This is a genomic window from Isoptericola variabilis, assembly GCF_050311655.1.
Classification (GTDB): Bacteria; Actinomycetota; Actinomycetes; order Actinomycetales; family Cellulomonadaceae; genus Isoptericola; species Isoptericola variabilis.
Genome location: NZ_JBNOZM010000001.1, coordinates 393,614 through 420,259 on the forward strand (window position 1 = coordinate 393,614; position 26,646 = coordinate 420,259).

Genomic DNA, 26,646 nt, shown 5'->3' on the forward strand with positions numbered 1-26,646 from the left:
GGCACCGACACGGCCCAGCCTCCACGCCGGGCCCGCGACGCCCCGCTGAACTGGGTCGTCGCCGCCGGGACGCCTGTCCGGCGTCGGCCGCGCCGACTACGGTGGTCCCGTGAGCGACCAGACCGGGCCGCCGCCCGCCGCCCCCGCCCCCGTCCCGCCGCCCGACCTCGCCGCTGCCCTCAGCCTGCGCGGCCTGTGGAAGCGCTTCGGCCAGAAGATCGCCGTCGCCGGCGTGGGCCTCGATGTGCCGACCGGGTCGTTCTTCGGCCTCGTCGGGCCCAACGGCGCAGGCAAGACGACGTCGCTGTCGATGGCGACCGGCCTGCTGCGCCCGGACTTCGGCACGGTGCACGTGCACGGCACGGACCTGTGGGCGCAGCCCGAGCGCGCCAAGGCGGAGCTCGGCGTGCTGCCCGACGGCGTCCGGCTCTTCGACCGGCTCACGGGCGCGCAGCTCCTCACCTACGCGGGGCTGCTGCGCGGGCTGGACCGGGACACGGTCGCGGAGCGCACCGAGGACCTGCTGCAGGCGATGGACCTGGTCGGGGACCGGGACACGTTCGTCGTCGACTACTCGGCCGGCATGACGAAGAAGATCGGCCTGGCGTCGGCGATGATCCACGCGCCCCGCGTGCTGGTGCTGGACGAGCCGTTCGAGGCCGTCGACCCGGTCAGCGCCGCGAACATCCGCGACATCCTGCACCGGTACGTGGCCGACGGCGGCACGGTGGTCGTGTCGAGCCACGTGATGGACCTGGTGCAGCGGATGTGCTCGCACGTGGCCGTCATCGCCGGCGGGCACGTGCTCGCGGCGGGCACCGTCGCCGAGGTGCGCGGGGAGCAGAGCCTCGAGGACCGCTTCGTGGACCTCGTCGGCGGTCGTCGGGAGTCGGAGGGACTGGCGTGGTTGCGCAGCTCGTCCGCCTCAAGCTGACCCTCCTGGCCAACACGTTCCGCCGGAGCGTGTGGCAGACGATCGGGCTGGTGATCGGGTCCCTGTACGGGCTCGGCGTGCTGGTCCTGGTGGTGGGCGCCGCGGTGGCGGGCGGCACCGCGGACCCGGTCGTGACCGGCCACGTCCTCACCGTGGCGGGCGCGCTGGCGGTCCTCGCGTGGTGGGTCGTGCCCGTCTTCGCGTTCGGGGTCGACGCGACCCTCGACCCGCGGCGCTTCGTCACCTTCGCCATCCCGCGGCGCACGCTGCTGGCCGGGCTCGCGCTGGCGGGGCTCGTCTCCATCCCGGCGGCGGTGACGACGCTCGCCGCCCTCGGCGTCTCGTTCGCCTGGTGGCGGTATCCCGCCGCGCTCGTGGCGGGGCTGCTCGGCGGGGTGCTCGCGACCGCCCTGTGCGTCGTCGGCTCCCGCGCGGTGACGACGGCCCTCGCGCCGCTGCTCGACTCGCGGCGGTACCGAGAGGTCCTGGCGATCGTGGCGGTGGTGCCGCTCCTGCTGATCGGGCCCGCCCTCGGTTGGCTGGCCGACGGCGTCGAGGTGACCGTGGACGGCGCCGGCGCCGGGGCGCTGGGGTCGGCGATCGCGCCGTTGGCCCAGGCGGTCGGCTGGACCCCGCTCGGGGCGCCCTGGGCGCTCGCGTCCGCAGTGCACGACGGCGCGTGGGCGCTGTTCGCGGCCCGGCTCGCGATCTGCCTGGCCACGCTCGCGCTCGCCTGGGTGGTGTGGGACCGGGCGCTCGCCCGCGAGCTCGTGACGCCGCACGGCGGCGGCTCGTCGGCGACGGCGGCGAAGGGCCTCGGCTGGTTCGGCCGCCTGCCGGCCACGCCGCTGGGCGCGGTGGCCGCCCGGGCCGCCACCTACTGGGTGCGCGACCCCCGGTACGCGGCGTCGATCGCGATGGTCCCGCTGCTGCCGCTGGTGTTGCTCGCCGTCGGGACGACGAGCGGTGCGGGCGGCGGGCTGCTGCTGGTCATGGCCCCGCTGGCGGCGTGGCTGCTCGGCTTCGGGATCTCGAACGACGTCGGCTACGACAACACGGCGTTCGCGCTGCACGTCGCGACGGGCGTCCGGGGCCGGGTCGACCGGTGGGGCCGCGTGCTCCCCGTGCTGGTGGGCGGGCTGCCGCTGTGCGTGGCGTTCGCCCTCGTCGGCTGCGCCGTCGCGGGCCGCTGGGACGCGCTGCCCGCGCTGCTGGGGCTGACGGTCGGCACCCTGGGCGCGTCGCTGGGCATCTCGAGCGCGGTGTCCGCGCGGCTCGTGTACCCCGTGCCGAAGCCGGGGGAGAGCCCGTTCAAGTCCCCGCAGGGCGCCACGATGGCGACGATGGTCGCCCAGTTCGCGACGATGGGGATCACCCTCGCCGTGAGCCTCCCGACGCTCGCCCTCGCCCTGCCGGCCATCCTGCTGCCGCAGGCGGCTTTCGGGTGGGTGGCGTTCGGCGTCGGGCTGGTCACCGGGGTGCTCGTGCTGCTGCTGGGCGTGCGCTGGGGTGCCCGCACCTACGACCGCCGCCTGCCCGAGCTCCTGCAGCAGGTCATGGCCTTCGGCTGACGTCCTGACGGGCTCGCGCGGGGCTTCGTGACGGGGCGGTCATGGGGAGCTCAAGGGACCCTTTGCGACAATGGGACGCGTGACCTTCGAGAACCTCGAGCACCTGCCCCTGCCCGACGGCTGGACGACGTCGGCCCCCGACCTGTCCGACCTGCCTCGCCTGGGCGAGCTGCGCGGCGCCGCCGCGGCCCCGTTCACGGGCTCGTCGGTGGTGAACCAGGACGCCCTGGCGGCCGAGGTGGCGGGTCCGGTGTCGTGGACGCGCCGCCAGGTCGTGGCGCGCGACCCCGAGGGCGTGGTCCGCGGGTGGGCGTGGGCGCACGACCGCGCCGCGGGGCGCGTCGTCGTGGGCGTCGACGTCGACCGCGACGTGCCGGGGGCCGACGCGCTCGCCGCCGCCGGGTACGCCTGGGCGGCGCGGCAGGGGCGCGAGCTCGCGGCCCAGCGGGGGGTGCGCCGCACCCAGCTCGACGCCGGCGCGTACGCGGGCGACGCGACCCAGCAGGCCTGGCTCGCCGCGGCCGGGTACGCCAAGGCCCGGTCGTGGCTGCAGATGTCGCGGCCCGTCGTCGCGGAGGAGGCGCACCGCGGCGTGCTGCCCGACCCGCGCCCGGGGGTGACGGTGCGACGCGTCGCGACGCACGACGACGGCATGCCCGTCGCCGAGGACCTGCAGACCGTGCACCGGGTGCTCGAGAGCGCGTTCGAGGACCACTTCAACTCCTACCGGGAGAGCTTCGGCGAGTTCCTGGTGCGGTTGCGGTCCGACCCGGGGCACCGGTGGGACCACTGGTGGCTGGCGTTCGTCTCCGACCCGGAGCACCCCGACGCGGCGCCCGAGCCGATGGGCGCCCTCGTCGGCGCCGTGCTGCCGTCGGGCGCCTCGGGCAAGGAGGGCAGCTACATCGAGTACCTGGGCGCCGACCGCCGGGCCCGCGGCCGCGGGGTGGCGACGGCGCTGCTGTTCGCCGTCGTGCGCGACGCGGCGGCCCGGGGGCGGGACCGCGTGGGTCTCGAGGTCGACGCCGACAGCCCGACCGGCGCGGCGTCGCTGTACGAGAGCTGGGGCTGGCGCACCCGCTACGTCACCGAGTCCTGGCACCAGGACGTCGACGTCTGAGTGTCGGTGGTCACACCTACGGTCGGTCGCATGGCAGATCCTGAGGCACGGTTCGGCCCGGACGACGAGCTGCGGGGCGCCCGCTTCGTCGAGGCGGACATGACGGGCGCCTCGTTCCGGCTGGTGAGGCTCGACGGCGTGCGGTTCGACCAGAGCTTCATGCCCGGTGCCGTGATGCGCGGCGTGGACCTCACCGACGCCGACCTCGACGGCGAGATCACGGGCCTGCGCGTCAACGGCGTCGACGTCGCCCCGCTGGTCGAGGCGGAGCTGAACCGCCGGTTCCCGGGCCGGGAGCAGGCGCGCTCCGCGGACCTCGGCGAGCAGCGCGCGTCGCTGGACGCGGCGCTGCGCGCCTGGGACGCGCACCTCGCGCGGGCGGCGGGGCTGGGGCCCGGTGCGGTCGACGAGCAGGTCGACGGCGAGTGGTCGACGACGCAGACGCTGCGGCACCTGGTGTTCGCCATGGACGGCTGGATCCGGTACGGGCTGCGGGGGATCGACGACCCGTTCTGGTACGCCGGGCTGCCGTTCACCGAGTACGAGCCGGAGGTCGCCGCCCTCGGGGTGGACCTCGCCGCGACGCCCTCGCTGGAGGAGACGCTCGCGGTGCACGCCGACCGCATCGCCCAGGTGCACGCGCTCTACGACGACCTCGCCGGCACGGACGCCACGGCGGACGCCCCGCGGCTGCCGCCATGGGCGCCGGAGGGGCTCACGCGCGCGGTGCACCAGAGCCTCGGCGTCGTCGCCCGGGAGCACTGGGCGCACCTGCAGTTCGTGGAGCGCGACCTCGCGACCCTGGAGGAGCGAGCCCGGGCGGCCCGCTGACCCGCGCCACGTAGACTCTCCCGACGTGGCACTCACCATCGGCATCGTCGGCCTGCCCAACGTCGGCAAGTCCACGCTCTTCAACGCCCTGACCCGCAACCAGGTGCTCGCGGCGAACTACCCGTTCGCGACGATCGAGCCCAACGTCGGCGTGGTCCCGCTCCCGGACCCGCGGCTGGACAAGCTCGCGGAGATCTTCGGCAGCGAGCGGATCCTGCCCGCGACGGTGTCGTTCGTCGACATCGCGGGCATCGTCAAGGGCGCGTCCGAGGGCGAGGGCCTGGGCAACAAGTTCCTCGCGAACATCCGCGAGGCCGACGCGATCTGCCAGGTCACGCGCGTGTTCGACGACGGCGACGTCGTCCGCGTCGAGGGCTCGGTGGACGCCGAGGGCGACATCGAGACCATCTCCACCGAGCTCATCCTCGCCGACCTCCAGACGCTGGAGAAGGCGCTGCCGCGCATGGAGAAGGAGGTCAAGATCAAGCGGGGCGACCCCGCCCTGTTCGCGGCCGCCACCACCGCGCAGAAGATCCTCGAGTCCGGCACCACGCTCTTCCAGGGCGCGAAGGCCGAGGGTCTCGACCTCGCCGACGTCGCGTCGCTGCAGCTGCTCACGGCCAAGCCGTTCATCTACGTGTTCAACACCGACGAGGCGGGCCTCGCCGACGCGGGGATGCAGCAGCGCCTGCGCGACCTCGTCGCCCCCGCGGACGCCGTCTTCCTCGACGCGAAGTTCGAGTCCGAGCTCGTCGAGCTCGAGCCGGAGGACGCCAAGGAGATGCTCGCCGACTCCGGCCAGGACGAGGCGGGCCTCGACCAGCTCGCCCGCGTCGGCTTCCACACCCTGGGCCTGCAGACGTACCTCACCGCCGGGCCCAAGGAGTCCCGCGCCTGGACCATCCGCAAGGGCTGGACCGCCCCGCAGGCCGCCGGCGTCATCCACACCGACTTCGAGCGCGGCTTCATCAAGGCCGAGGTCATCTCGTTCGACGACCTCGTCGACGCCGGCTCCGTCCAGGCCGCCCGCTCCGCCGGCAAGGCGCGCGTCGAGGGCAAGGACTACGTCATGCAGGACGGGGACGTCGTAGAGTTCCGCTTCAACGTGTAGCGCAACGCCGGCCGGCGGCTCGACGCGGCCCTGGTCAGAAGACCCGGCGGACCTCCTGCGGCCAGCCGCAGGCCTCGGCGACCCGGCCGGCCCACGCCTTCGCGGCGTCGTCGTCCGCGACGTCGATGATCGTCAGGCCGCCGATGCGCTGCTCCGCCGGGGCGAACGGCCCTGCGGTGACCAGCGGCGTGCCGCTGGTGGCGTCGGCGGTGAAGGCCGCGGCGTCGTCCTCGCCCACGCCGGCGGCGAACACGAGGACGCCGGCGTCCCTCATGTCGTCCACGACGGCGTTGGCGAGCGGCCCGCGCTCGGCGAACCAGTCGGGGCTGTGGTCGCCCACCCACTGCTGGTTGAAGTAGATGAGGTAGTGGCTCATGGTCCTCGCCTCGTCGACGTCGTCGGGAGTCTTGCGCAGGACGTTACCCGGACCGCCGTCGGCCGGCACCACCCTTGGGAGGATGGCCCCATGACCACTCCGCACGTCGAACCGGACCGCGTCCCCGAGCCGCTCGACCTGACCGTCCGCCCCGGAGCGGGGCCGGAGGAGTACCCCCGCCTGGTCGCGATCTGGCGGTCCGCGGTCGACGCGACGCACGACTTCCTGGCGGCGGACGACCGGGCGCGGATCGAGGAGCGGCTGGCGAGCGCGTACCTGCCGCACGTGCGGGTGCTGGTCGCCGAGCGGGCCGGCCGGGCCGTGGGCTTCGCGGGGGTCTCCGAGGGGTCGCTCGAGATGCTGTTCGTCGACGCGGCCGAGCGGGGGAGCGGCGTCGGGAGCGTGCTCCTGGCCCACGTCGTCGACCGGTGCGGCGTGACGACCGTCGACGTGAACGAGCAGAACGCGCAGGCGCTCGGCTTCTACGAGCACGCCGGGTTCACGGTGACGGGCCGGAGCCCGGTGGACGACGAGGGCCGGCCCTACCCGCTGCTGCACCTCTCGCTGCCGAGGTAGCCCCGCCCCGGACGCCCGTGCTCGCCGCGGGTCATCGCTCGTCGTCCGGCGCCGGCGGGAGCTGCGGGTAGTCCGCGACCGGGTAGATGCCGACGGCGAACCCGTGCACGACGTCGCCACGGCGCGGGAGGGCGTCGAACTCCTCCACCAGCGCCGCCATGCGCTGCCAGAACTCCTGCTTCTGCGACTCGTCGATCCGCGCGTGCCGCAGGAACCCCCACAGCTGCCCCTCGAGGTACGCGGGTTGCGACTCGCGTGCCGCGACCTCGAGGTCGTTGAAGTCCAGCGGCCGGTCGCGACCGTCGTCGCCACCCCCGTCGGCGGCGCTCCCGAGGGCGACGTGGAACAGCCGGGCGGTGCGCCCGTAGAAGGCCTCCTCGACGGCGCGGACCCGGCGAGTCCTGACCACCCGCAGCAGCCCGGCGTCGGCGAGCACCTTGACGTGGTGCGCGACCGTGCTCTTCGGGCGTCCGACGGCAGCCGCGAGCTCGGTGACGCTGGCGGCGCGCTCGTGCAGCAGGCCGAGGATCGTCGTGCGGAGCGGGTTGCCCAGCGCCCGGACCTGCTCGGGGCTGGTCAGGGCGATCCGGTCCTCGAGCGCGTAGTCGGGGGTCTTGCCGTCCATGGTCGACGATACTAACGTTCTGGAACGTTCGAAGTTTCTGGATCATTGTCGCCGGATCCACGAGGAGGGGCCATGGCCGAGATCGTCCTGTTCCACCATTCCCAGGGGCTGACGCCGGGGGTCCGGGCGTTCGCCGACGACCTCGCCGCGGCGGGGCACGTCGTGCACGTCCCCGACCTGTTCGAGGGCCGCACGTTCGAGGACGTCGGGTCGGGCGTCGCCCACGCGCAGGAGATCGGTTTCGACACGGTGCTGGCCCGGGGCGTCGCCGCCGCGGAGGGCCTTCCCGCGGAGCTCGTCTACGCGGGCTTCTCGATGGGGGTCATGCCGGCGCAGAAGCTCGCCCAGACGCGGGCGGGCGCCATCGGCGCGCTCTTCCTCGACGCGTGCCTGCCCGTCGAGGAGTTCGGGACCTGGCCCGAGGGCCTGCCGGTCCAGGTCCACGGCGGCCTGGACGACGAGTGGTTCGCGGAGGACCTGGAGTCCGCCCGTGCGCTGGCGGGCTCCGTGCCGACGGCGGAGCTCTTCCTCTACTCCGGAACGGCGCACCTGTTCGCCGACTCCTCGCTGCCGGGTCACGACGCCCCGGCCGCCGGGCTCGTCCTGCAGCGCGCGCTGCCCTTCCTGGCCGCGCTCTCCTGAGCGGCGGATCGGGCATGATGCGCGGGTGATGATCCGCCGCGGCGAGAGCGCCGACATCCCCGTGATCCTCGACTTCTGGGCGGTGGCGGGAGAGAACGCGTCGCGGCCCGCCGACGACGCCGCGCTGGTGGAGAACCTGCTGCGGCGGGACCCGGACAGCCTCCTCGTCGCGGAGCGCGACGGCGCGGTCGTCGGCACGGTGATCGCGGGCTGGGACGGCTGGCGGGCGCACCTGTACCGGCTGGCCGTCGCCCCCGACACGCGCGGCCAGGGCGTCGGCCGCCGTCTGGTGGAGGCGGCCGAGGCCAGGCTGCGGGCTCTCGGCGCCGTCCGGTTCGACGCCATGGTCCTGACGGAGAACGCGCTCGGGGCGGCCGCCTGGTCCGCGCTCGGGTACCGCCCCCAGGACGACTGGGCCCGGTGGGTCAAGCCCGCGTGACGACCCGCCGTCGGACGCGAATACTGGACGGCATGAGCCTGTACGACGACGTGGGAGGCTTCGACGTCCTGCTGGCGGTGTGCCGGCGCTGGAACGCGCTGTGCCTGGCCGACCCCGTGGCGACGCACCCGTTCTCGCACGGCACCCTGCACCCCCAGCACGACGAGCGGCTCGCCGCCTACCTGGCCGAGGCGCTCGGCGGTCCGCTCCTGTACACGGGCGGCTACGGGGACGAGTCGAAGGTGCAGCGGATGCACGCGGGCAACGGGGAGCACGCCGACCTCGACGAGGTGTGCGTGCGCCTGTTCCGTGAGGCGCTGGACGACGTCGGCGTGCCCGCGGGGGCGGGCTCTCGGCTGGGCGACTTCTTCGAGCGGCAGACCCTCGCCATGCGCGCCTACGGCCGTAGCCGCGACGACGTGCCCGCCGGGCTCGACGTACCGCGCGCCTGACGGCGCCGCCGTCGGGCCTACGATCGCCCGGTGCCGACGATCGTGCTGACGACCGAGATCCCCGCGGCTCCGGAGGCGTGCTTCGCGCTGAGCCTGTCGGTCGACGCGCACACGGCGTCGATGCGCCGCTCGGGGGAGCGGGCGGTGGCGGGCGTGACGTCCGGCGTCATGGGCCCGGGCGACACGGTGACCTGGCGGGCGCGCCACTTCGGCGTCCCGATCCGCATGACGTCGCGCATCAGCGCTCACGACGCGCCGCACCGGTTCGTCGACGAGCAGGTGGCCGGGCCGTTCCGCCGCTGGTGGCACGAGCACCGGTTCGAGGGGACGCCCGGCGGCACCCGGATGACGGACACGGTGGAGTTCGCGGCCCCGGCCGGTGCGCTGGGCCGGTGGGTGGAGCGGCTGGTGCTCACCCGGTACATGACGCGGCTGCTGCGCACCCGCAACGACTGGCTCGTGGCGACGCTCACCGCACCGCGCTGACGCCCGCGCCGCCGGCGTGTCCGCACCGCCGGCGGCGGCCGTGGGGGGCTCCACACGTGCCCGACCAGGCGATGCCCAGGCACGCTGCTTACCCTGAGCGTGATGTTGCTCCAGGCTCTTACCGCGCCCGAGCGCGCCCCGGACGGTCCCCGTCCCGGCACCCGAGCGGTGCGTGCCCGGCGGCGGGACCGCCCGCTCGCCCGCCTCACGTCGGCGCCGGCGCTCCTGGCCGGGCTGGTCGTCGTCACGCTCCTGGCGGCCGGTCCGTTCCAGGGGATCGACGAGGCCGCGCACGGGCACTGGGCCAGGGAGCTCACGCCGGGGCTGCGGCCGTTCCTCCAGCACGTCCTCGACCCGATCGCCGGGCAGGCGGTCTGCCTGCCGGTCCTGCTGGCCGTCGCGGTCACCCTCTCGTGGCGGCACCGCACGTGGCGGCCGCTGTGGTGCGCCGCGGCGGCCGAGCTGGCGTTCTACGGCGGGGTGGGGCTGCTCAAGGTGGTGCTCGCGCGGCCCGCGCCCACGACGGACGACGCCGACCTGTTCGACGGCGGGCTGCGCCAGCTCGGCTGGAGCGGCATCAGCTTCCCGTCCGGGCACGCCGCCGAGGCGGTGCTGGTCTACGGCACCGCCGTCTACCTCGTGGGGCGCTGGACGACCGCGTCGGCGCGGACGATGACGACCCTCCGGCTGGGCGTCGGCCTGGTCGCGCTCAACGCCGTCGCCGTGTCCTACTACCTCGGCTGGCACTGGATCAGCGACCTGGTGGGCGGCCTGCTCGTCGGCGGCCTGCTGCTGCGCCTGCTGGTCGAGGCGGACCGTCGGGGGTGGCGGCCCCGCTCCCGTCGCCCCGCGCCGTCGCGCATCCTTGCGTGACCGCGGCCGCCCTGGGAACGTCGGCCGGATGAGCAGACCCGCACCCGTGGCCGCGACGCGCGGCCGGTACGTCACCGCCTTCGTGGGCGGCCTCCTGGTGGCCAACAGCGCCCCGCACCTGGCGTCGGCCGCGACCGGACGTGAGCACCTCACCCCGCTGGCGGGACGCAGGTCGTCGCCGCTGGTCAACCTCGCGTGGGGCGCGGCCAACCTGGCCGGCGGTCTCGCGCTCGTGCGCTCGGCGACGGGCCCGGGGCGGCGCTGGGACCGGCGCCTCGTGGCCTTCGAGGCGGGCGCCGTGACGTTCGCGGCGTGGATGGCGGCGAGCGAGGCCTTCGCGCCCCTGAACTCGGTGCCGTACGGCGATCAGACCACGACGGCGGCCCCGGCCAGCGCCAGATAGATCCCGCCGGAGGCACGCCCCAGCCCGCGACGGGCGCGGTCCGACGCGCGCAGCCGCCACGACACCCGGTCGGCGAGCAGGGCGAACGAGGAGTCCACGAGGGCGGCGAGCCCGACGAAGAGGCCGCCGAGGAGCGCGAGCTGCGGTGCCACGGGGCCGCGCGCCGGGTCGGCGAACTGCGGGAGGAAGGCCAGGAAGAACAGGGCGGTCTTGGGGTTGAGGACGTCGACGAGGACACCGTCGGCGAACAGGCGCCAGCGTCGGGGTGACGACGGCGCCCCGGCGTCGCCGGTGACGGCGCCGACGGTGCGGGCCGCGCGCAGCTCGCGGACCCCGAGCCACACCAGGTAGGCGGCGCCGGCCCAGCGCACCGCGTCGAACAGCGCCGGCGACCGCGCCAGCAGGGCGGACAGCCCGGCCGCCGCGGCGGCGACGTGCAGCGCGGCGCCGGTCTCCAGCCCCGCCATCGACCACAGGCCGGCGCGGCGTCCGTGAGCGGTGGCGCGCGCGACGACGTACACGACGGACGGGCCGGGGACGGCCAGGGCCGCGAGGGACGCCCCGAGGAACCCGAGCAGCGCGGCGGCCCCCGGTAGCAGCGCCGTCACCGCCTCCACCGTCTGCGTCACCTGCATCGCCTGCACGGTCATGGTGGGGAGGGAGGGGACCGGACTGTTGTCCGTGACATCTTTCCCCGGGCTCGCGTGGCCCGTCCGGCCGCCCGGGGCGAGGATGGCCCCATGGCGGGATGGACGATCGTGCAGGTCAGCGACCCGAGCGAGCTCGTCGCGGCGTCGCACCTCTTCGACGGCCCGGTCACGCCCGAGGGCGCGGCGGACACGCTCGGCCGCCCGGGCCACGTCGTCCTGCTGGCCCGCGCGGCCGACGGGAGCGACGTCGGGTTCGTGTCGGGGGTGGAGATGCGCCACCCGGACAAGGACGCGGAGCTGTTCCTCTACGAGCTGGGCGTCGACGAGGCCTGGCGGCGGCAGGGGGTGGCGACGGCGCTGCTGGCGGCGCTGCGCGACGTCGCCCTGGCGCGCGGCTGCCACGGGATGTGGACGGGCACGGAGGCGGACAACGACGCGGCGCTCGCCACCTACCGCGCGGCGGGTGCGGAGATCGACGCCGGGTCGGTCTTCGTGGTCTGGGACGACCTGGTCGCGACCCGGGCCGACCAGGTCGTGCGCGAGGACGGGAGCGGCGGATGACGGGGCTCGGCGCGAGGTTCCGGCAGGCGTGGGGGGAGTTCGTCGGGCCGGAGGCGACGCCGGCGAACCACGCGCTGACGGCCGCGACGACGGCGGTCGGCGCGGTGGCGGCCCCGCTGGTCGCGCGGTGCCGCGGCGTGGGAAGGGCGCGGGTCGTGGCGGCGTGCCTGCTCGCCGTCGACCTGTCGGGCGGCGCCTACGTGAACAACACGCGGGCCTGCGCGCGCTGGTACGAGCGTCCGGGGCAGGGCGCCCCGGCGCACTACAGGTTCGCCGCGCTGCACGTGCACCCGGCGGCCGTGGCGTGGCTCGACACGGGCGTCGGGGGACGGCGGCGGGTGCCGCCAGTGGCGTGGGCCGCCGCGCAGTACGCCTACCTCATGGCGGCGACGGTCGTCGTCCGCCGCAACCCGGCGCGGCGTCGGGCGCTGGGCGTCGCCCTCACGGCGGGCGGCCTGGCTCTCGACGCCGCGCTGGGCCCGTCGCGCGTCGCCCCCTGGTTCGCGTGGACCTACTACCCGAAGCTGCTGCTCGGTCATGCGTCCGCCGCCTTGTGGTCCGACGAGGACCTGGCCGGCGACTGACGCCCGACGAGGCAAGGACCTGTCGGTTCCGTGCATCCCGGTGAAAACCGTTGCCCCGCGTGCTGCGCTCTGGAAGGGTGTCCGCCGTGAACGCATCAGCCGCGGACGTCGACGTCGCGCGCCTCCTCTCCGCCTACGACGACCAGCTGCGCACCGACGCCGAGACGCCGAGCGCCGTCGCCGTGACCCGCCTCGGCCCGCTGCGCCTCGTCACGTTCCCGGGCGGCCGAGGGTTCGTCACGTACCGCGACCTCGGTGGCGCCGACGCGGCGACGATCCGCGGGTTCGTCGCCGCGGCGCTCGCGCACTTCCGCGACGACGCGACCATCACGGACGCCGAGTGGAAGACCCGCGGCCACGACGTCGCCCCCGGCCTGCACGACGCGCTGGTCGACCACGGCTTCGAGCCCCAGGAGCCGGAGTCGATCATGATCGGCGACGCGCGGCTCCTCGTGGCGGACGTCCCGCTGCCGGACGGCGTCACCCTGCGCCGGATCACCGCGGAGGCGGACGTGCGCGCGATGTCCGCGATGGCAGACGAGGTCTTCGGCGACGACCCGGCCACCTCGGGGCATGCCGACCAGATCCTCCACCGCCAACAGCATGACCCCGACATGGAGCTGTGGGTCGCGGAGGCCGACGGGCAGGTGATCAGCGCCGGCCGGCTCGAGCCCGTGCCCGGCACCGACTTCGCCGGGCTCTGGGGCGGCTCGACCCGCCCTGAGTGGCGGGGGCGCGGCATCTACCGCGCGCTGACCGCGGCACGCGCCCGGTCCGCCGTCGCGCGCGGCAAGACCTACCTGCACAGCGACTCGACGGAGTTCTCCCGGCCCATCCTGGAGCGGTCCGGCCTGGTCAAGGTGTCCACCACGACGCCCTACGAGTGGCGCCGCTGAGGGCCACCGGATGGGCCTCGAGGACGACCCGTTCGACCACCGGGTCACCAAGGACGGCACGGTGCTGGTGAGCCGCGGCGGCCGCCCGGTCGTCACGGTCGCGGGGGCGCGTGCCGCGCGCCTGGCCGCGCTGCTCGGTCGTGACCCCGAGACCGACCAGGAGCTGCTGGCCCGCGCGACCGGCAACTACCGGCGCGGCAACGAGAAGCGCGGGCACCGTCCGTGAGCCGCGCCCGGCTGCTGGCGCGCCGCTCGGGCGCCCGACGAGGGCTGCTGGTCCTGGTCGCGCTGCTGGTCGCCACCGTCGCGGCCGCCCTCGGGACGGCGGTCGGGGCGGTCCGCGCCGCCGAGACGGACATCGTCCACGACGGGCTCACCCGCGGCGGGGACCCCGCCGTGGTCGCGGTGACCACCCGGCTTGCCCCGGAGGCCGACGCCGCGGCGCAGGACGCTGCGCTGCGCGGCGACGTCGAGGCGCTGTTCGCGCCCGCGCCCTACGCGCTGGTCCGCGAGGAGGTGCCCGACGACGACTCGGACGACCCGTTCGTGCGCTGGACGCTCACGCCGGACGTCGCCGCGACCGGCACCGCCGACCTCACCGTCCTCGCGACCGGCGCGGACGCCCTCCTCGAGACGGTCCTCGCCGACGACGCCGTGGCGGTGCGCGGCGCGACGGTGACGGGGGACCTGGGGGAGCGGGCGGCCGCCGCGGCGGAGGCGGCGGCCGCCGCGGCGGCCGTGGCGCTCGTCCCGATGCTGGTGCTCGCGCTGGCGGGCGCGGTCTCCGTCGGACAGGTGGCGCGCCTGCTCGCGGCCACGCGGGCGGCGGAGGTGCACCTCCTGGTCTCGCGCGGCGCCTCGGCGGGGCAGCTGGCGGCGGCCGGGGCGGCCGAGGCGGCGCTGGTGGTCCTGGGCGGCGCGGCCGTCGGCGCGGGCGCGGCGGCGGCCGTGCTCGCGGCCCAGGGCACGCCCGGCGGGGCGCTCGCGGGGACGCTGGCACCGTCGGCAGTGGCGACCGCGGCGGGCGCGCTGCTCGTCCTCGTGACCGTCGGCGGCCTGCAGGCGCGGGCGGCCGCGGCGCTGCGCGTCGTGGACCGGTCGGGCCGCGCGCGGCGGGCCGCCACCTGGGGGACGGTCGCCCTCGTCGTCGTGGCCGCAGGCGTCACCACGTGGCTGCTGCGCCGGTACGGGTCGCCCCTCGTCCCCACGCCCGACGGCGCACAGACCGACCCGGCGGCCGCCGCGGCGCCCGCGCTCGTGCTCGCGGCGGCGGCCGTCGTGGCGGTGGCCCTGCTGGGCCCGCTGTCGCGGGCGTGGGCGGGGGCCACCGCGCGCCGCCCGGGCACGCGGGTGCTCGCGGCGCGGCAGGTGGCGCGGCGCCTCGCCGTCACGGCGGTGCCCGTGGTGCTGGTCGTGGTGGCGGCAGGGAGTGTCGTCCTCGCGTCGGCCTACGCCGGGACCGGGCAGCAGCTGCGCCGGGCGGCCGCCACCGTCGCCGCGGGCGGCGACGTGCGCGTGGTCGCCACGGAGGGGACGCCCGGACCCGCCGCGACGTACGCGGCGCTGCCGGGCGCGGCGGCCGCGGCGCCCGTGCGGGTGTCCGAGGCGGCCCTCGACGGCGTCCCCCTGACCACGACGGGGGTCCCGCCCGACCGGGTCGCCGCGGTGGCGCGCGGACCGCACGGGCAGCAGGGCGTCGACGAGATCGCGGCGGCGCTGGACGGCGCCGGCCCGTACGCCGACAACCCCCGGCTCCCGGCCGGCACCACCGGGCTGTCGCTCCACGTCACGGGGCAGTTCTTCGTCGTCGACGAGGAGGCCACGGCCGAGGCCGGGACGGCGGGGGCGGGCGGCGAGCCGGCCTCGTGGGACACGCTCGTGGCGGCGACCGGGCCGACGGCCTCCGAGCGGGGCGGGCTGCTCGCGCTCGAGGGCTCCACGGTCGCGCTCACGCTCTGGCTCGCCGACGCCGACGGGCAGCTGGTCCCCGTCGACGTCGGGGCCCTCGACGTCGACCTCGACGGTGACCTGGACGGTGACCTGGACGGCGGCGTCGACGGGGAGGCCGACCAGAAGCACCCGATCGGCCCCGACGAGCGCACGCTCGAGCTGCGGGCCGAGGTGCCGCCCGCCCCCGCGGCCGCGGACGGCGCGCCGGGGGGCTGGACCGTCGTCGCGCTCGACACCCAGCTGCCGCCGTCGCGCAGCGCGCTCACGACGCTGCGGCTCTCCGTCGACGAGCTGGACGCCACCACGGACGCGGGCGGGACGACGGCGGTGGACGTCGCGTCCGTCGACTGGGCCCCCGCCCGCGACGACCCGAGGGCGAACGCCGTCTTCGGCGGACGCGAGGGCTCCGGCCTGAGCCTCGCGATCCAGGCGGACCACGAGGCGATGCCCTCCCCGTTCCGCGTCATGGTGGGGGGCTCGGGCCGGGGCCCGGCCCCGGCGGTCCTGTCGCAGAGCCTGGCCGGCCTGCTCGACGTCGCGCCCGGCGGCACGACGGAGCTCCCGCTGGGCGAGGGCGGGCGGCTGCCCGTGCAGGTGGTCGGCGTCGTGGACGTCGTGCCCGGCTCGACCCACCCGGCGGCGGCGATGGTGGGGCTCGACGCGCTGCAGGCCGCGTCGCTGCGCCTCGCCGCCGTCGTGCCCGGTGCGCGCGAGACCTGGGTCCGCGCCGCGCCCGGCGCCGACGTCGACCGGCTGGCCGCCGCGACCGAGGAGGCCGCCGGATCGGTGCCGGTCCAGGGGCCCGTGCTGGTCACGACGTCGAGCGGGGAGCAGGGCTCCGACGCCGCCGGCCCGGTGCGCCAGGCGTTCACCGTCGCCGCGCTCGCGGCCGTGGCGCTCGCCCTGGTCGGCGTGGGTGCGGTGAGCGTCGCCGGCGTGCGGGAGCGGCGCGGCGAGGTCGCGGTGCTCCGCGCCGTCGGCCTGCCGCCCCGGGCGCAGGGGGCGAGCCGTGCGACGGAGCTCGCCGTCGTCGCGGCCGCGGCGCTGCTCGCGGGGCTCCTGGCCGGGTGGGCGCTCGCAGCGGCCACCGTGCCGGGCCTGGCCGCGGCCACCCTCACCGGGTTCGCCGTCGTCCCCGTGCCCGCCGCGGCGTTCGCGCCCGCGGCGGCCCTGGTGCCCGGCGTCGTCCTGGTCGTGGGGCTGGCGGCCGTCGCGCTCGCCGTGCGGGCCGCCGTCACCGGCCAGGCGCGCGACGGCGGCTACCGGGAGGAGGTGCGCTGATGCTGTGGCTGCTGCTCCGCCGCCACCTGCGCACGGCGTGGGGGACGGCGCTCGTCCTCGCCGTCGTGACCGTGCTCGGGGCGGGTGCCGCGACCGCCGCCACCCGGGCGATCGGCGAGATGCGCTCGGAGCAGGTCACCTACGCCACCGAGCAGCTCTCGCCCCAGCGGCGCGACGTCACGTCCCGCGCGTCGGTGGTGCCCGGCGGCGGTCTGTCGGCCGCGGACGCCGTCCTGACCGAGCCGTCGGCTGAGCCCGCGGTCCCGCCGGAGCCTCGGTGGGACGAGTTCCTCGACGGCATGGTGACGCTGCGCGCCAGCCTGCCGCGCCCCCTGCGCGACGTGCTCGGCGAGCCGTCGTTCGCCGTCTCCTCCCGGGAGGCGGTGACCGAGCAGGTGCCCGGCTCCGGGATCGAGGTCCCGCAGGTCGTGATGCGGGCGTCGGCACGAATGACCGAGGACCTGCGGCTGGTCGAGGGGGAGTGGCCCGCCGCGACGCCAGTGGTCACGGGCTTCAACGGCCCCGAGGGCGACGAGCCCGTCCAGGTGGTCCTGTCTCGCTCGGCCGCTGAGACGCTCGGGTGGGAGCTCGGCGGGACGTACGCCGTGGACGTCTGGAAGTTCCCCCCGCTGCGGGTCGTCGGGCTCGCCGAACCGGTCGACCCCGACGCGAGCACCTGGTACCACCAGCCGTTCGGTCGGAAGGCCCAGCTGGGCACGACCCCGTCCGGCGCCACCATCGCGACGGCGGCCGTCTACGTCGACCCGGCGATGATCGGGTCCCTCGCCTTCCGGGAGGTGCAGACCGAGCTGTGGTACCCGGTGACGGTCGAGGGCCTGCGGTCCGGCGACGTCGCCACCCTCGCCGACCAGGTGCGCGGCCTCACCCACGAGACCCTGACCGTGCTGCCGGGCGACCCGGCGACCCTGCAGGCGCGCACCGCCCTCTCGGACGTGCTCGACGCGCTGATGCGCGAGCGCGTCACGACCGACGCGATCCTCGCGGTGCTGGTGGTGGGGCCGCTCGGCGCGCTCGGCGCGGTCGTGGTGCTGGCGGCGCGCCTCGTCGTCGAGCGCCGCCGGGCGGCGCTCGCGGTGCTGCTCGCGCGCGGTGCGACCGGCACCCGGCTGCGGCTGCTCACCGCGACCGAGGGACTGGCCGTCAGCCTGCCCGCCGCCGTCGTCGGCGTGCTGCTCGGCCTGCTCGTCCGGCCGGGCGAGGTGACCGGGACCCAGCTGCTGTGGGCCGCGGCGGCGGCGCTGGCGCCCGCGGTCGCGGCCGCCGCCGTGACGGTGCCGCGCTCGCTGCGCAACGAGCGCCACGACCTCGCCGCGGGCACCGGCGGGCGCTGGCGCCGGACGGCGGAGCTCTCGGTCGTGGGCGTCGCGGTCCTCGCCGTCGTGCTCCTGGTGCGCCGCGGCGTCGTCGGGGGCGCGGGGGACGGCGGGGTCGACCCCCTGGTGGCGGCGACGCCGCTCCTCGTGGCGGCCGCGGCCGCCCTCGTCGCGGTGCGCGTGGTGCCGCTGCTGGCGAAGGGCCTCGAGCGGCTGCTGTCGCGGCGTCGCGACCTCGTGCCGTTCCTCGGGGCGGCGCGGGCCACCCGGGCGCCGGCGGGCGGCGTCGTCCCGGCGCTCGCCCTGGTCCTCGCGGTCTCCGTGGGGGCGTCGTCGGCCGTCCTGCTGTCCACGGTGGACGCGGGGGTGGACCGCCAGGCGCACGTCGAGCTCGGGGCGGACCTGCGGGTGTCCGGGCCCGCGCTCGCCGAGGAGGACGTCGCGGCGCTGCGGGGCCTGGACGGCGTGGCGGCGGTGGCCCCCGCGGCCCGGGTGACCGAGACGGGCCAGCTCACGTCGTCCGACGGGAGGTCCCGTTCGGTGCAGGTGGTCGCCGTCGACGCGGCGGCGCTCGCCGCCGTGCAGGCGGGCGTGCCCGACGCCCCGCCCGGCGTCGCGGCGCTCGCCCGCCCGACCGCCGACGGCGACCTGCCCGTCCTCGCGCTGCGGGTCCCGGGGGTCGCGGCGGGTGCGACGGGTCTCGTCCTCGACCTGCAGGACGAGAGCGCCGACGTCGTGGTGGCGGGGGCGACGGACAAGGTGCCCGGCGTGATCGACGCGCCGTCGACGCTCGTGCTCGACGCCGGCGTGCTCGCCGGGCCGCTCGACATGGCGACCGAGCCGCGCACGGCCCTGCTGGCGCTCGACGACGACGCGGACCCGGCGCGGGTCGCCGCCGCGGTGCGCGACGTGCTGCCGGGAGCCGCCGTGGACGACCGCACGACGGTCGCCGACGAGCTGCTCGAGTCGCCCGCCGCCCAGGGGATCGCGACCGGCGCGCGGGTCTCCGTCGTCCTCGCGGGCGTGCTGGTCGCGCTCACCGTGGCGCTCACGCTGGTGCTGGCCGCACCGGACCGGGAGCGGCTGCTCGCGGTGCTGCGCTCGATGGGCGTCCGGCGCTCGGAGTCGCGCGGCCTCGTCGCGTGGGAGGTGGCGCCCTGGGCCCTGGGAGCACTCGTCGTCGGGGCCCTCGTCGGGGTCGCCGTGCCGGCGCTGCTGCGCGCCCGCGTGGACCTCACCGCGCTGACCGGGGGCGGGCCGCAGCCCGCGCTCACGGCCGATCCCGTCCTCGTGGCGCTGGGGGTGGCCGGCTTCGTGGCGACGGTGGTGGTCGGGGCCGTGGTCGCGCCGGTCGCGGGGCGTCGTGGCGCGACGCCGGAGCGGTTGCGGGAGGCGGCGGAATGACGGAGGACGACGGACGGGCGGCCGCGGTGACCGCAGGCCGTGACGGGAAAGACGGTGACGAGATGGCGGTGACGAGATGGTGGTGACCGAGGAAGAGGCGCGCTGGCCGGCGGCCGACGCGGCCCGGACGGAGCCCGACGAGATCCGCTGCCGCGGGCTGGTGCGCATCTTCGCGACGGACGGCATCGAGGTGCAGGCGCTGCAAGGGCTCGACCTCACCGTCGACCGCGGGGACCTGGTCGCCCTGGTCGGGGCGTCGGGCTCGGGCAAGTCGACGCTGCTCAACATCCTGTCCGGCATGGACCTGCCCACGGCCGGCTCCGCCGTCGTGGGCGGCACGGACCTGCTGACGATGACGCGGCGCGACCGCGTGCGCTACCAGCGGTCCACGGTCGGGTTCGTCTGGCAGCAGACCGGACGCAACCTGCTGCCGTACCTCACCGCGGCCGAGAACGTCCGGGTGCCGCTCGAGATCGCCCGCACCGGCGACCGGGCGGCGCGGGCGGCGCGCGTGACCGAGCTGCTCGAGCTGCTCGACGTCGGGCACGTGGCCGACCGGTTGCCGGGCCAGATGTCGGGCGGGCAGCAGCAGCGGGTCGCGATCGCCGTCGCGGTGGCGGGCGGGCCGCGCGTGCTGCTGGCGGACGAGCCGACGGGGGAGCTGGACGAGGCGACGAGCGTCGAGGTGCTGGAGGCGCTTCGCGGCGTGAACGCCGCGACCGGCGTCACCACGCTGATCGTCACGCACGACCCGGCGGTCTCGGAGCACGTCGCGCGGACGGTGCAGATCCGCGACGGGCGCACGTCCACGGAGGTGCTGCGCCGCACCGAGGTGGACGAGGACGGCGCGCAGCGGCACGTCGCGGAGGAGTTCGCCGTGCTCGACCGGGTGGGGCGCCTGCAGCTGCCGCAGGACTTCGTCAGCGCCCTGGACCTGCGCGACCGCGTGCGGCTCGCGCTCGAGCCCGACCACGTCGAGGTGCGGCCGGACGGCCGGCGCGGACCGTCGACCGGGCGATCGGCCGGCAGACCGGGGGCGGAGCGATGAGCGTCACGACGACGGTGCTGCGCGCGGAGGGCGTCTCGCGCGTCTACGGCAGCGGCGCGAGCGAGGTGCGGGCGCTGGAGGACGTGTCCGTGGAGGTGGGGGCCGGCGAGCTCGTCGTGGTGGTGGGGCCGTCGGGCTCCGGCAAGTCGACGCTGCTGCACCTGCTCGGCGGGCTCGACCGCCCCACGACGGGCACCGTGCACCTCGGCGCCGACCCCGCGGCGGCCGGCGGCACGGGGGCCGTCGAGCGCGAGCTGGGCGGGCTGGGCGAGGACGAGCTGCACGCGGTGCGCCGCACCGAGATCGGCTTCGTGTTCCAGTCGTTCGGCCTGATCCCGGTGCTGTCGGCGGCCGAGAACGTGGAGGTGCCGCTGCGCCTGGCGCGGGTCGACGCCGCGGAGCGGACGGCCCGGGTCGCGGAGGCGCTGGAGGCGGTCGGGCTCGCGGACCACGCGGAGCAGCGACCGTACGAGCTCTCGGGCGGGCAGCAGCAGCGTGTCGGCGTGGCGCGGGCGCTGGTCTCCCGACCGCGGGTGCTGCTCGCCGACGAGCCGACGGGGCAGCTGGACTCGGCGACCGCGGCGCGCGTGATGGCGCTGCTGCGGGACCTGGTGCACTCGCGCGGGGTGGCCGCCGTCGTGGCCACCCACGACCCGGAGCTGGTGGCCATGGCGGACCGCGTGCTGGTGGTCCGCGACGGCCGGTTGGTGACGGTATGACGGTGTCCGGCCCCGGGCGCCGGTCGTGTCCCGGAAGTTGCGTCCAGATACCGGATTGGTCACGGTTCCGGGTGCAAACGGGGCGAAGGGTATGTGCGGGCCCCGAACCGTGACTAGAGTCACCCGCGCACAGTGCAGTGCGCGGGCACACGCGCCTGCACCTCACCGAGGGGTGATCCCCGCCGGTGAGCGACCCAACTCAGGAGGACACGTGACACCTCGACGACGACTTGCAGGCATCGGGGCCTTCACCCTCGCCTCGGCCCTGCTGCTGTCCGCGTGCGGTGGCGGCTCTGGTGACAGCCCCGAGGCCTCGGGCGACGGCTCGAGCACCGGGATCATCACCGTGCAGAACGGTGAGCCGCAGAACCCGCTCATCCCCACGATGACGAACGAGACCAACGGCTCCCTCGCCATCTCGAACATCTTCGCGGGCCTGGTCTACTACGACCAGGACGGCGCGCCCCAGAACGACATGGCGGAGTCCATCGAGTCTGACGACAACCAGACGTGGACGATCACCATCAAGGACGGGTGGACGTTCACCGACGGCTCGCCCGTCACCGCGCAGAGCTACGTCGACGCGTGGAACTACGGCGCCAAGCTGTCGAACAAGCAGAACCTGTCGTACTTCTTCGAGCCCATCGAGGGCTTCTCGTACGACAAGGACTCGGAGCTCACCGGCCTCAAGGTCGTCTCGGACACCGAGTTCACGGTCAAGCTCAGCCAGCCCGAGTCCGACTTCCCGATCCGCCTCGGGTACTCGGCGTTCATGCCGCTGCCGGAGGCGTTCTTCGACAACCCGGACGCCTTCTCCGACAAGCCGATCGGCAACGGCCCGTACATGGTCGAGAACTGGGTGCACAACGAGGTCATCGAGCTGCGCCCGAACCCCGACTACAAGGGTGCGCGGAAGGCGCAGAACGGTGGCGCCGACCTGGTCGCGTACACCGAGGAGGACACGGCGTACAACGACCTCCTCGGCGGCCAGCTCGACATCGTGAAGAACGTGCCGTCGTCGGCGTTCTCCTCCTTCGAGGACGAGCTGGGCGACCGCGCGGTCAACCAGGCCGCGGCCGTCATCCAGGTCGTCAACGTCCCGGAGTACGTCAAGGAGTTCCAGGGCGACGCGGGCGTGCTGCGCCGCAAGGCCATCTCCATGGCGATCGACCGTGACCAGATCACCGAGACGATCTACAACGGCACCCGCACCCCGGCGAAGGACTTCACGTCGCCGGTCATCGACGGCTGGTCCGACTCGGTCCCGGGCAACGAGGTCCTCGAGTACAACCCCGACGAGGCCAAGAAGCTCTGGGACCAGGCCGAGTCCGAGGACCCGATCGGCAAGGACTTCACGCTGCAGATCGCCTCGAACGCCGACTCCGACCACCAGACCTGGGTGGACGCCGTCTGCAACAACGTCCGTAGCACGCTCGGCATCGGCTGCGAGTTCGACCCGTACGCCACGTTCGACGAGTTCCTCGACGCCCGTGACAACGAGCAGATCAAGGGCCTCTTCCGCGGCGGCTGGCAGGCCGACTACCCGGCGCTGAGCAACTTCCTCGGGCCGATCTACGGCACGGGCGCGGGCTCGAACGACATGGGCTACTCCAACAAGGAGTTCGACGCCAAGCTGAAGGAGGGCAACGGCGCGAGCGACCCCGAGGCGGCCATCAAGGCCTACCAGGAGGCGCAGACCATCCTGTTCGGTGACATGCCCGGCATCCCGCTGTGGTACCAGAACGCCACCGGTGGCTTCAGCGAGGACGTCGAGAACGTCACCTTCGGCTGGGACAGCGACCCGATCCTGTACCAGGTCACGAAGCAGGGCTGACGCCCGATTCGGCGGAGGCCGGTCGCGTCCGGTAGGTTCGCGGCCGGCCCTCCGACGTCCGGAGGGCAGGGCGTGCCGACGAAGCACGCCCTGCCCCCTATCCTGTCCTGGCCACAGCCGTCGTGGCCGTCGTCCTGGCAACGAGGCCCGAAAACAGAACCCGTGGCCCTGGGAATCCCGGGGCGAACGAGGAGACAACACACATGCTCTGGTATCTCGGACGCAGGCTCCTACAGGTGATCCCTGTGTTCCTGGGGGCGACGCTCCTGCTCTACGCACTCGTGTTCCTGCGGCCCGGAGACCCCGTCGCCGGCCTCGGCGGGGAGCGTGGCCTCCCTGAGGCCGTGCAAGCCCAGATTCGCGAGCAGTACAACCTGAACGAACCGTTCATCGTGCAGTACCTGCTCTTCCTCAAGGGCGTCTTCACCCTGGACTTCGGCGTCGACTTCCGTGGTCAGGACATCATGGACGTCATCGGCGCCGCGCTGCCGGTCACGTTCCAGCTCGCGATCATGGCGCTCGTCATCGAGGGCGTCTTCGGCGTCGTCTTCGGGCTCTTCGCCGGGATGCGCAAGGGCGGCTGGTTCGACGGCACCGTGCTCGTGATCAGCCTGCTGGTCATCTCCGTGCCGACCTTCGTCATCGGCTTCGTCCTGCAGTTCGTCATGGGCGTGAAGCTCGGCTGGTTCCCCGTGACGGTGGGCAGAGACCCGAACTTCTACAGCCTGCTGCTACCGGCGATCGTGCTGGCAGCGACGTCCTTCGCGTACGTGATCCGCCTGACCCGCACGTCGGTCGCGGAGAACCTCGGCGCGGACTACGTCCGCACCGCGCGGGCCAAGGGGCTCCGTCGCTCGCAGGTCACCGGCCGCCACGTGCTGCGCAACTCGCTCATCCCCGTCGTCACGTTCCTGGGCGCCGACCTGGGCAACCTCATGGGTGGCGCGATCGTGACGGAGGGCATCTTCAACATCAACGGCGTCGGGGGGACGCTCTACCAGGCGATCATCCGCGGCGAGAACATCACCGTCGTCTCGCTCACGACCGTGCTGGTCATCGTCTACATCCTGGCGAACCTGCTCGTCGACCTCCTCTACGCCGCCCTCGACCCGAGGATCCGTTATGCCTGAGAACCGTTACGAGACCGTGCCCGGCGGGCGCCGACCGCGCCCCGGGCAGGAGCACTTCGCCGCCGAGGTCGACGAGGGCGGCCTGGGCGCCGTCGACGCGGTCAAGACGGACGAGGCGCCGTCCAGCCTGTGGCGCGACGCCTGGCGCGAGATGCGCCGGCGCCCCATGTTCTGGGTCGCGGCCGCGATCATCGTGCTCGTCATCACGGTGGCGGCGTTCCCCAGCTGGTTCACGTCCGTGCACCCGCGCTTCGACTGCGAGCTGGCCAACTCGCTCGCCGGCCCCGAGCCCGGGCACCCGTTCGGCTTCGACAAGCAGGGCTGCGACATCTACGCGCGCACCATCTACGGCGCCCGCGCGTCCGTGCTCGTGGGCGTGATGTCCACGGCGATGGTCGTGATCATCGGGACGATCATGGGCGCCGTCGCCGGCTACTTCGCCGGCTGGTTCGACGTCGTCCTGTCGCGCATCACCGACATCTTCTTCGCGATCCCGCTGGTGCTGGCCGCCATCGTCATCATGTCGATCACCACCAACCGGACCAGCTTCACCGTCGCCCTGGTGCTCGCGTCGTTCGGGTGGACGTCCATCGCCCGCATCACGCGCGGCACGGTGATGTCCGTGAAGAACAACGAGTTCGTCACCGCTGCCCGCTCGCTCGGCATGGGGCGCGGCAGGATCCTGCTGCGGCACGTGCTGCCCAACTCGGCGGCGCCGATCATCGTGTACGCCACGGTCGCGCTGGGCACGTTCATCGTGGCCGAGGCCACGCTGAGCTTCCTCGGCATCGGACTGCCGCCCAGCACCGTCTCGTGGGGCGGGGACATCTCCCAGGCGCAGCGGGCGATCCGCCAGGCGCCGGAGATCCTCTTCTACCCGGCCGCAGGCCTGGCGATCACGGTGCTCGGCTTCATCATGATGGGCGACGTCGTGCGCGACGCCCTCGACCCGAAGGCACGGAAGCGATGACGACACAGTTCCCAGTGACGAACGGCAACCAGCCCGTCGGTGAGGGCGCCGGCCGCAGCTACGAGGCGGGGACCGACAAGCCCCTGCTCGAGATCCGCGACCTGCAGGTGTCGTTCACGACCTCGGAGGGCGTCGTGCACGCCGTCCGCGGCGCCGACATCACGGTGTACCCCGGGCAGTCGGTCGCGATCGTCGGCGAGTCCGGCTCGGGCAAGTCGACCACCGCGCACGCCGTGATCGACCTGCTCCCCGGCACCGGCAAGGTGACCGGCGGCAGCATCATGTTCGACGGCCGCGAGATCGTCGGCCTGCCCCGCACGGAGATCGAGGCGATGCGCGGCCGGGACATCGGCCTCGTCCCGCAGGACCCGATGTCCAACCTCAACCCGGTGTGGCGCATCGGCACCCAGATCGAGGAGGCCCTCAAGGCCAACGGCTTCGAGGGGGGCAAGAAGGAGCGCAAGGAGCGGGTCGCCGGCCTGCTCCAGGAGGCCGGCCTCCCCGACGCCGAGCGCCGGGCGCGCCAGTTCCCGCACGAGTTCTCGGGCGGCATGCGCCAGCGCTCGCTCATCGCGATCGGGCTGGCCTCGCGGCCCAAGCTCCTCATCGCCGACGAGCCGACGTCGGCCCTCGACGTCACGGTGCAGCGGCAGATCCTCGACCACCTCGAGGTGCTCACACAGGAGCTCGGCACCGCCGTCCTGTTCATCACCCACGACCTGGGCCTGGCCGCGGAGCGCGCCGAGCACCTCGTGGTGATGTTCAAGGGCCGCGTCGTCGAGTCGGGCCCGGCCCGGCAGATCCTCGCGAACCCGCAGCACCCGTACACGCAGCGCCTGGTCGCCTCGGCGCCGTCGCTCGCGTCCCGCCGCATCCAGGTGGCGCACGAGCAGGGCGAGGAGTCGGACGAGCTGCTGGCTCCCGACCTCGACGCGACGGTGCCGCTGCGCGACGCCCGCAAAGCGGCGCAGTCGGACATCGTCGTGGCGAAGAACCTCACGAAGGTCTTCACCATCCGCGGCGGCCGGCCGGGGGCGTCGACGGACTTCAAGGCCGTGGACGACGTGAGCTTCACGCTCAAGCGCGGGCACACGCTGGCGCTGGTGGGCGAGTCGGGCTCCGGCAAGTCGACGGCGGCCAACATGGTGCTGGGTCTGCTCGACCCGACCTCGGGCGTCGTCGAGTTCGACGGCGCGGACGTCGCGAAGTTCACGCCCAAGGAGGCCTTCGCGTTCCGGCGTCGCATCCAGCCGGTGTTCCAGAACCCGTACGGCTCGCTCGACCCGACGTTCTCCATCTACCGCTCGATCGAGGAGCCGCTGGCGCTCCACCGGGTCGGCAGCAAGAAGGAGCGCGAGAAGCGGGTGCGGGAGCTGCTCGACATGGTGGCGCTGCCCCAGTCGGCCATGCGCCGGTTCCCGAACGAGCTCTCCGGCGGCCAGCGCCAGCGCATCGCCATCGCGCGGGCGCTCGCCCTGCGACCCGAGGTCATCGTGCTCGACGAGGCCGTGTCGGCTCTCGACGTGCTCGTCCAGGCGCAGATCCTCGAGCTGCTCGGGAACCTGCAGGAGGAGCTCGGGCTGTCGTACCTGTTCATCACCCACGACCTGGCGGTCGTGCGGCAGATCGCCGACTCGGTGGTCGTGATGCAGAACGGCCGCGTCGTGGAGCAGGCCACCACCGACGAGGTGTTCGACAACCCGCGTCAGCAGTACACGCGCGACCTGCTCGCCGCCATCCCCGGCGCAGGGCTGGAGGGCGCGGCGATCGCGGGCTGACGCCCCGACGCGGACCGGCGAGGGCCGGCGCACGACCAGGTCGTGGGCCGGCCCTCGCCGCGTCTGCG

The 26,646-nt window shown here is 74.9% G+C and carries 27 protein-coding genes; 24 read left to right on the forward strand and 3 right to left on the reverse strand.

Features of this window, described 5'->3' with window-relative positions; translation table 11 throughout:
* Positions 1 to 109 precede the first annotated feature (109 nt).
* From ACQP60_RS01845 to ychF, 5 genes are all read left to right on the forward strand, one after another.
* Positions 110 to 934, forward strand: coding sequence for an ABC transporter ATP-binding protein (locus ACQP60_RS01845; RefSeq protein ID WP_429728126.1), 825 nt, complete (start codon positions 110 to 112; stop codon positions 932 to 934).
* Positions 904 to 2,505, forward strand: a complete 1,602-nt coding sequence (locus ACQP60_RS01850; RefSeq protein WP_429728127.1) for a hypothetical protein — start codon at positions 904 to 906, stop codon at positions 2,503 to 2,505. The genes ACQP60_RS01845 and ACQP60_RS01850 overlap by 31 nt, the downstream gene beginning before the upstream one ends.
* Before the next feature lie 79 nt (positions 2,506 to 2,584).
* Positions 2,585 to 3,625 carry a GNAT family N-acetyltransferase gene (locus ACQP60_RS01855; protein ID WP_429728128.1) on the forward strand — a complete coding sequence of 347 codons (1,041 nt, stop codon included), beginning with the start codon at positions 2,585 to 2,587 and terminating at the stop codon, positions 3,623 to 3,625.
* Between the two features lie 30 nt (positions 3,626 to 3,655).
* Complete coding sequence (locus ACQP60_RS01860; protein WP_429728129.1) at positions 3,656 to 4,456, forward strand: DinB family protein; 801 nt, start codon at positions 3,656 to 3,658, stop codon at positions 4,454 to 4,456.
* 25 nt (positions 4,457 to 4,481) lie between these two features.
* Positions 4,482 to 5,567: a redox-regulated ATPase YchF gene (gene ychF / locus ACQP60_RS01865; protein ID WP_429728130.1), complete on the forward strand. Its 1,086-nt coding sequence runs from the start codon at positions 4,482 to 4,484 to the stop codon at positions 5,565 to 5,567.
* Positions 5,568 to 5,601: 34 nt separating this feature from the next.
* On the opposite strand, the gene ACQP60_RS01870 is transcribed toward ychF, so the two are convergent.
* A complete protein-coding gene (locus ACQP60_RS01870) occupies positions 5,602 to 5,943 on the reverse strand; it encodes a YciI family protein (RefSeq protein ID WP_429728131.1) in 342 nt (113 codons plus the stop codon).
* 90 nt (positions 5,944 to 6,033) lie between these two features.
* On the opposite strand from ACQP60_RS01870, the gene ACQP60_RS01875 reads away from it, so the two are divergent.
* Positions 6,034 to 6,519: an acetyltransferase gene (locus tag ACQP60_RS01875; RefSeq protein WP_429728132.1), complete on the forward strand. Its 486-nt coding sequence runs from the start codon at positions 6,034 to 6,036 to the stop codon at positions 6,517 to 6,519.
* A gap of 31 nt (positions 6,520 to 6,550) precedes the next feature.
* Here the strand turns inward: ACQP60_RS01875 and ACQP60_RS01880 are convergent, their stop codons facing one another.
* On the reverse strand, positions 6,551 to 7,144 hold the full coding sequence (locus ACQP60_RS01880) for an ArsR/SmtB family transcription factor (protein WP_429728133.1): 594 nt from the start codon (positions 7,142 to 7,144) through the stop codon (positions 6,551 to 6,553).
* Between the two features lie 72 nt (positions 7,145 to 7,216).
* Here ACQP60_RS01880 and ACQP60_RS01885 point away from each other — a divergent pair, with 72 nt between their 5' ends.
* The 6 genes from ACQP60_RS01885 to ACQP60_RS01910 all read left to right on the forward strand — a co-directional run bounded on the left by ACQP60_RS01885 (position 7,217) and on the right by ACQP60_RS01910 (position 10,439).
* Positions 7,217 to 7,786, forward strand: coding sequence for a dienelactone hydrolase family protein (locus ACQP60_RS01885; RefSeq protein WP_429728134.1), 570 nt, complete (start codon positions 7,217 to 7,219; stop codon positions 7,784 to 7,786).
* A gap of 28 nt (positions 7,787 to 7,814) precedes the next feature.
* A complete protein-coding gene (locus ACQP60_RS01890) occupies positions 7,815 to 8,225 on the forward strand; it encodes a GNAT family N-acetyltransferase (RefSeq protein WP_429728778.1) in 411 nt (136 codons plus the stop codon).
* A gap of 32 nt (positions 8,226 to 8,257) precedes the next feature.
* Positions 8,258 to 8,677, forward strand: a complete 420-nt coding sequence (locus ACQP60_RS01895; RefSeq protein WP_429728135.1) for a globin domain-containing protein — start codon at positions 8,258 to 8,260, stop codon at positions 8,675 to 8,677.
* A gap of 30 nt (positions 8,678 to 8,707) precedes the next feature.
* On the forward strand, positions 8,708 to 9,163 hold the full coding sequence (locus tag ACQP60_RS01900; protein ID WP_429728136.1) for an SRPBCC family protein: 456 nt from the start codon (positions 8,708 to 8,710) through the stop codon (positions 9,161 to 9,163).
* A gap of 102 nt (positions 9,164 to 9,265) precedes the next feature.
* Positions 9,266 to 10,036 (forward strand): phosphatase PAP2 family protein, encoded by a 771-nt coding sequence (locus ACQP60_RS01905; RefSeq protein WP_429728137.1) that lies wholly within the window; start codon positions 9,266 to 9,268, stop codon positions 10,034 to 10,036.
* Between the two features lie 28 nt (positions 10,037 to 10,064).
* Positions 10,065 to 10,439, forward strand: coding sequence for a hypothetical protein (locus ACQP60_RS01910; protein WP_429728138.1), 375 nt, complete (start codon positions 10,065 to 10,067; stop codon positions 10,437 to 10,439).
* Here the strand turns inward: ACQP60_RS01910 and ACQP60_RS01915 are convergent.
* Positions 10,403 to 11,089: a LysE family translocator gene (locus tag ACQP60_RS01915; protein ID WP_429728139.1), complete on the reverse strand. Its 687-nt coding sequence runs from the start codon at positions 11,087 to 11,089 to the stop codon at positions 10,403 to 10,405. The two genes, ACQP60_RS01910 and ACQP60_RS01915, sit on opposite strands and share 37 nt — an antisense overlap.
* A gap of 90 nt (positions 11,090 to 11,179) precedes the next feature.
* On the opposite strand from ACQP60_RS01915, the gene ACQP60_RS01920 reads away from it, so the two are divergent.
* The 12 genes from ACQP60_RS01920 to ACQP60_RS01975 all read left to right on the forward strand — a co-directional run bounded on the left by ACQP60_RS01920 (position 11,180) and on the right by ACQP60_RS01975 (position 26,578).
* Positions 11,180 to 11,650: a GNAT family N-acetyltransferase gene (locus tag ACQP60_RS01920; RefSeq protein WP_429728140.1), complete on the forward strand. Its 471-nt coding sequence runs from the start codon at positions 11,180 to 11,182 to the stop codon at positions 11,648 to 11,650.
* Positions 11,647 to 12,234, forward strand: a complete 588-nt coding sequence (locus ACQP60_RS01925; RefSeq protein ID WP_429728141.1) for a hypothetical protein — start codon at positions 11,647 to 11,649, stop codon at positions 12,232 to 12,234. Before ACQP60_RS01920 ends, ACQP60_RS01925 begins: the two co-directional genes overlap by 4 nt.
* 86 nt (positions 12,235 to 12,320) lie before the next feature.
* Entirely contained in the window at positions 12,321 to 13,130 is an 810-nt protein-coding gene (locus ACQP60_RS01930; RefSeq protein ID WP_429728142.1) for a GNAT family N-acetyltransferase, read from the forward strand.
* Between the two features lie 10 nt (positions 13,131 to 13,140).
* Complete coding sequence (locus ACQP60_RS01935) at positions 13,141 to 13,356, forward strand: hypothetical protein (protein WP_429728143.1); 216 nt, start codon at positions 13,141 to 13,143, stop codon at positions 13,354 to 13,356.
* Positions 13,353 to 16,361, forward strand: coding sequence for an FtsX-like permease family protein (locus tag ACQP60_RS01940; RefSeq protein ID WP_429728144.1), 3,009 nt, complete (start codon positions 13,353 to 13,355; stop codon positions 16,359 to 16,361). The genes ACQP60_RS01935 and ACQP60_RS01940 overlap by 4 nt, the downstream gene beginning before the upstream one ends.
* A complete protein-coding gene (locus tag ACQP60_RS01945) occupies positions 16,361 to 19,099 on the forward strand; it encodes an FtsX-like permease family protein (protein WP_429728145.1) in 2,739 nt (912 codons plus the stop codon). Before ACQP60_RS01940 ends, ACQP60_RS01945 begins: the two co-directional genes overlap by 1 nt.
* Before the next feature lie 76 nt (positions 19,100 to 19,175).
* Positions 19,176 to 20,147, forward strand: a complete 972-nt coding sequence (locus tag ACQP60_RS01950; protein WP_429728146.1) for an ABC transporter ATP-binding protein — start codon at positions 19,176 to 19,178, stop codon at positions 20,145 to 20,147.
* Complete coding sequence (locus tag ACQP60_RS01955) at positions 20,144 to 20,866, forward strand: ABC transporter ATP-binding protein (RefSeq protein WP_429728147.1); 723 nt, start codon at positions 20,144 to 20,146, stop codon at positions 20,864 to 20,866. The genes ACQP60_RS01950 and ACQP60_RS01955 overlap by 4 nt, the downstream gene beginning before the upstream one ends.
* Positions 20,867 to 21,077: 211 nt before the next feature.
* Positions 21,078 to 22,700: a peptide ABC transporter substrate-binding protein gene (locus tag ACQP60_RS01960; RefSeq protein ID WP_429728148.1), complete on the forward strand. Its 1,623-nt coding sequence runs from the start codon at positions 21,078 to 21,080 to the stop codon at positions 22,698 to 22,700.
* A gap of 203 nt (positions 22,701 to 22,903) precedes the next feature.
* Positions 22,904 to 23,830, forward strand: coding sequence for an ABC transporter permease (locus ACQP60_RS01965; protein WP_429728149.1), 927 nt, complete (start codon positions 22,904 to 22,906; stop codon positions 23,828 to 23,830).
* A complete protein-coding gene (locus ACQP60_RS01970; protein WP_429728150.1) occupies positions 23,823 to 24,800 on the forward strand; it encodes an ABC transporter permease in 978 nt (325 codons plus the stop codon). Before ACQP60_RS01965 ends, ACQP60_RS01970 begins: the two co-directional genes overlap by 8 nt.
* The gene (locus ACQP60_RS01975) at positions 24,797 to 26,578 is read left to right on the forward strand and encodes a dipeptide ABC transporter ATP-binding protein (protein WP_429728151.1); all 1,782 of its coding nucleotides are present in this window, start codon (positions 24,797 to 24,799) and stop codon (positions 26,576 to 26,578) included. Before ACQP60_RS01970 ends, ACQP60_RS01975 begins: the two co-directional genes overlap by 4 nt.
* Positions 26,579 to 26,646: the final 68 nt, after the last annotated feature.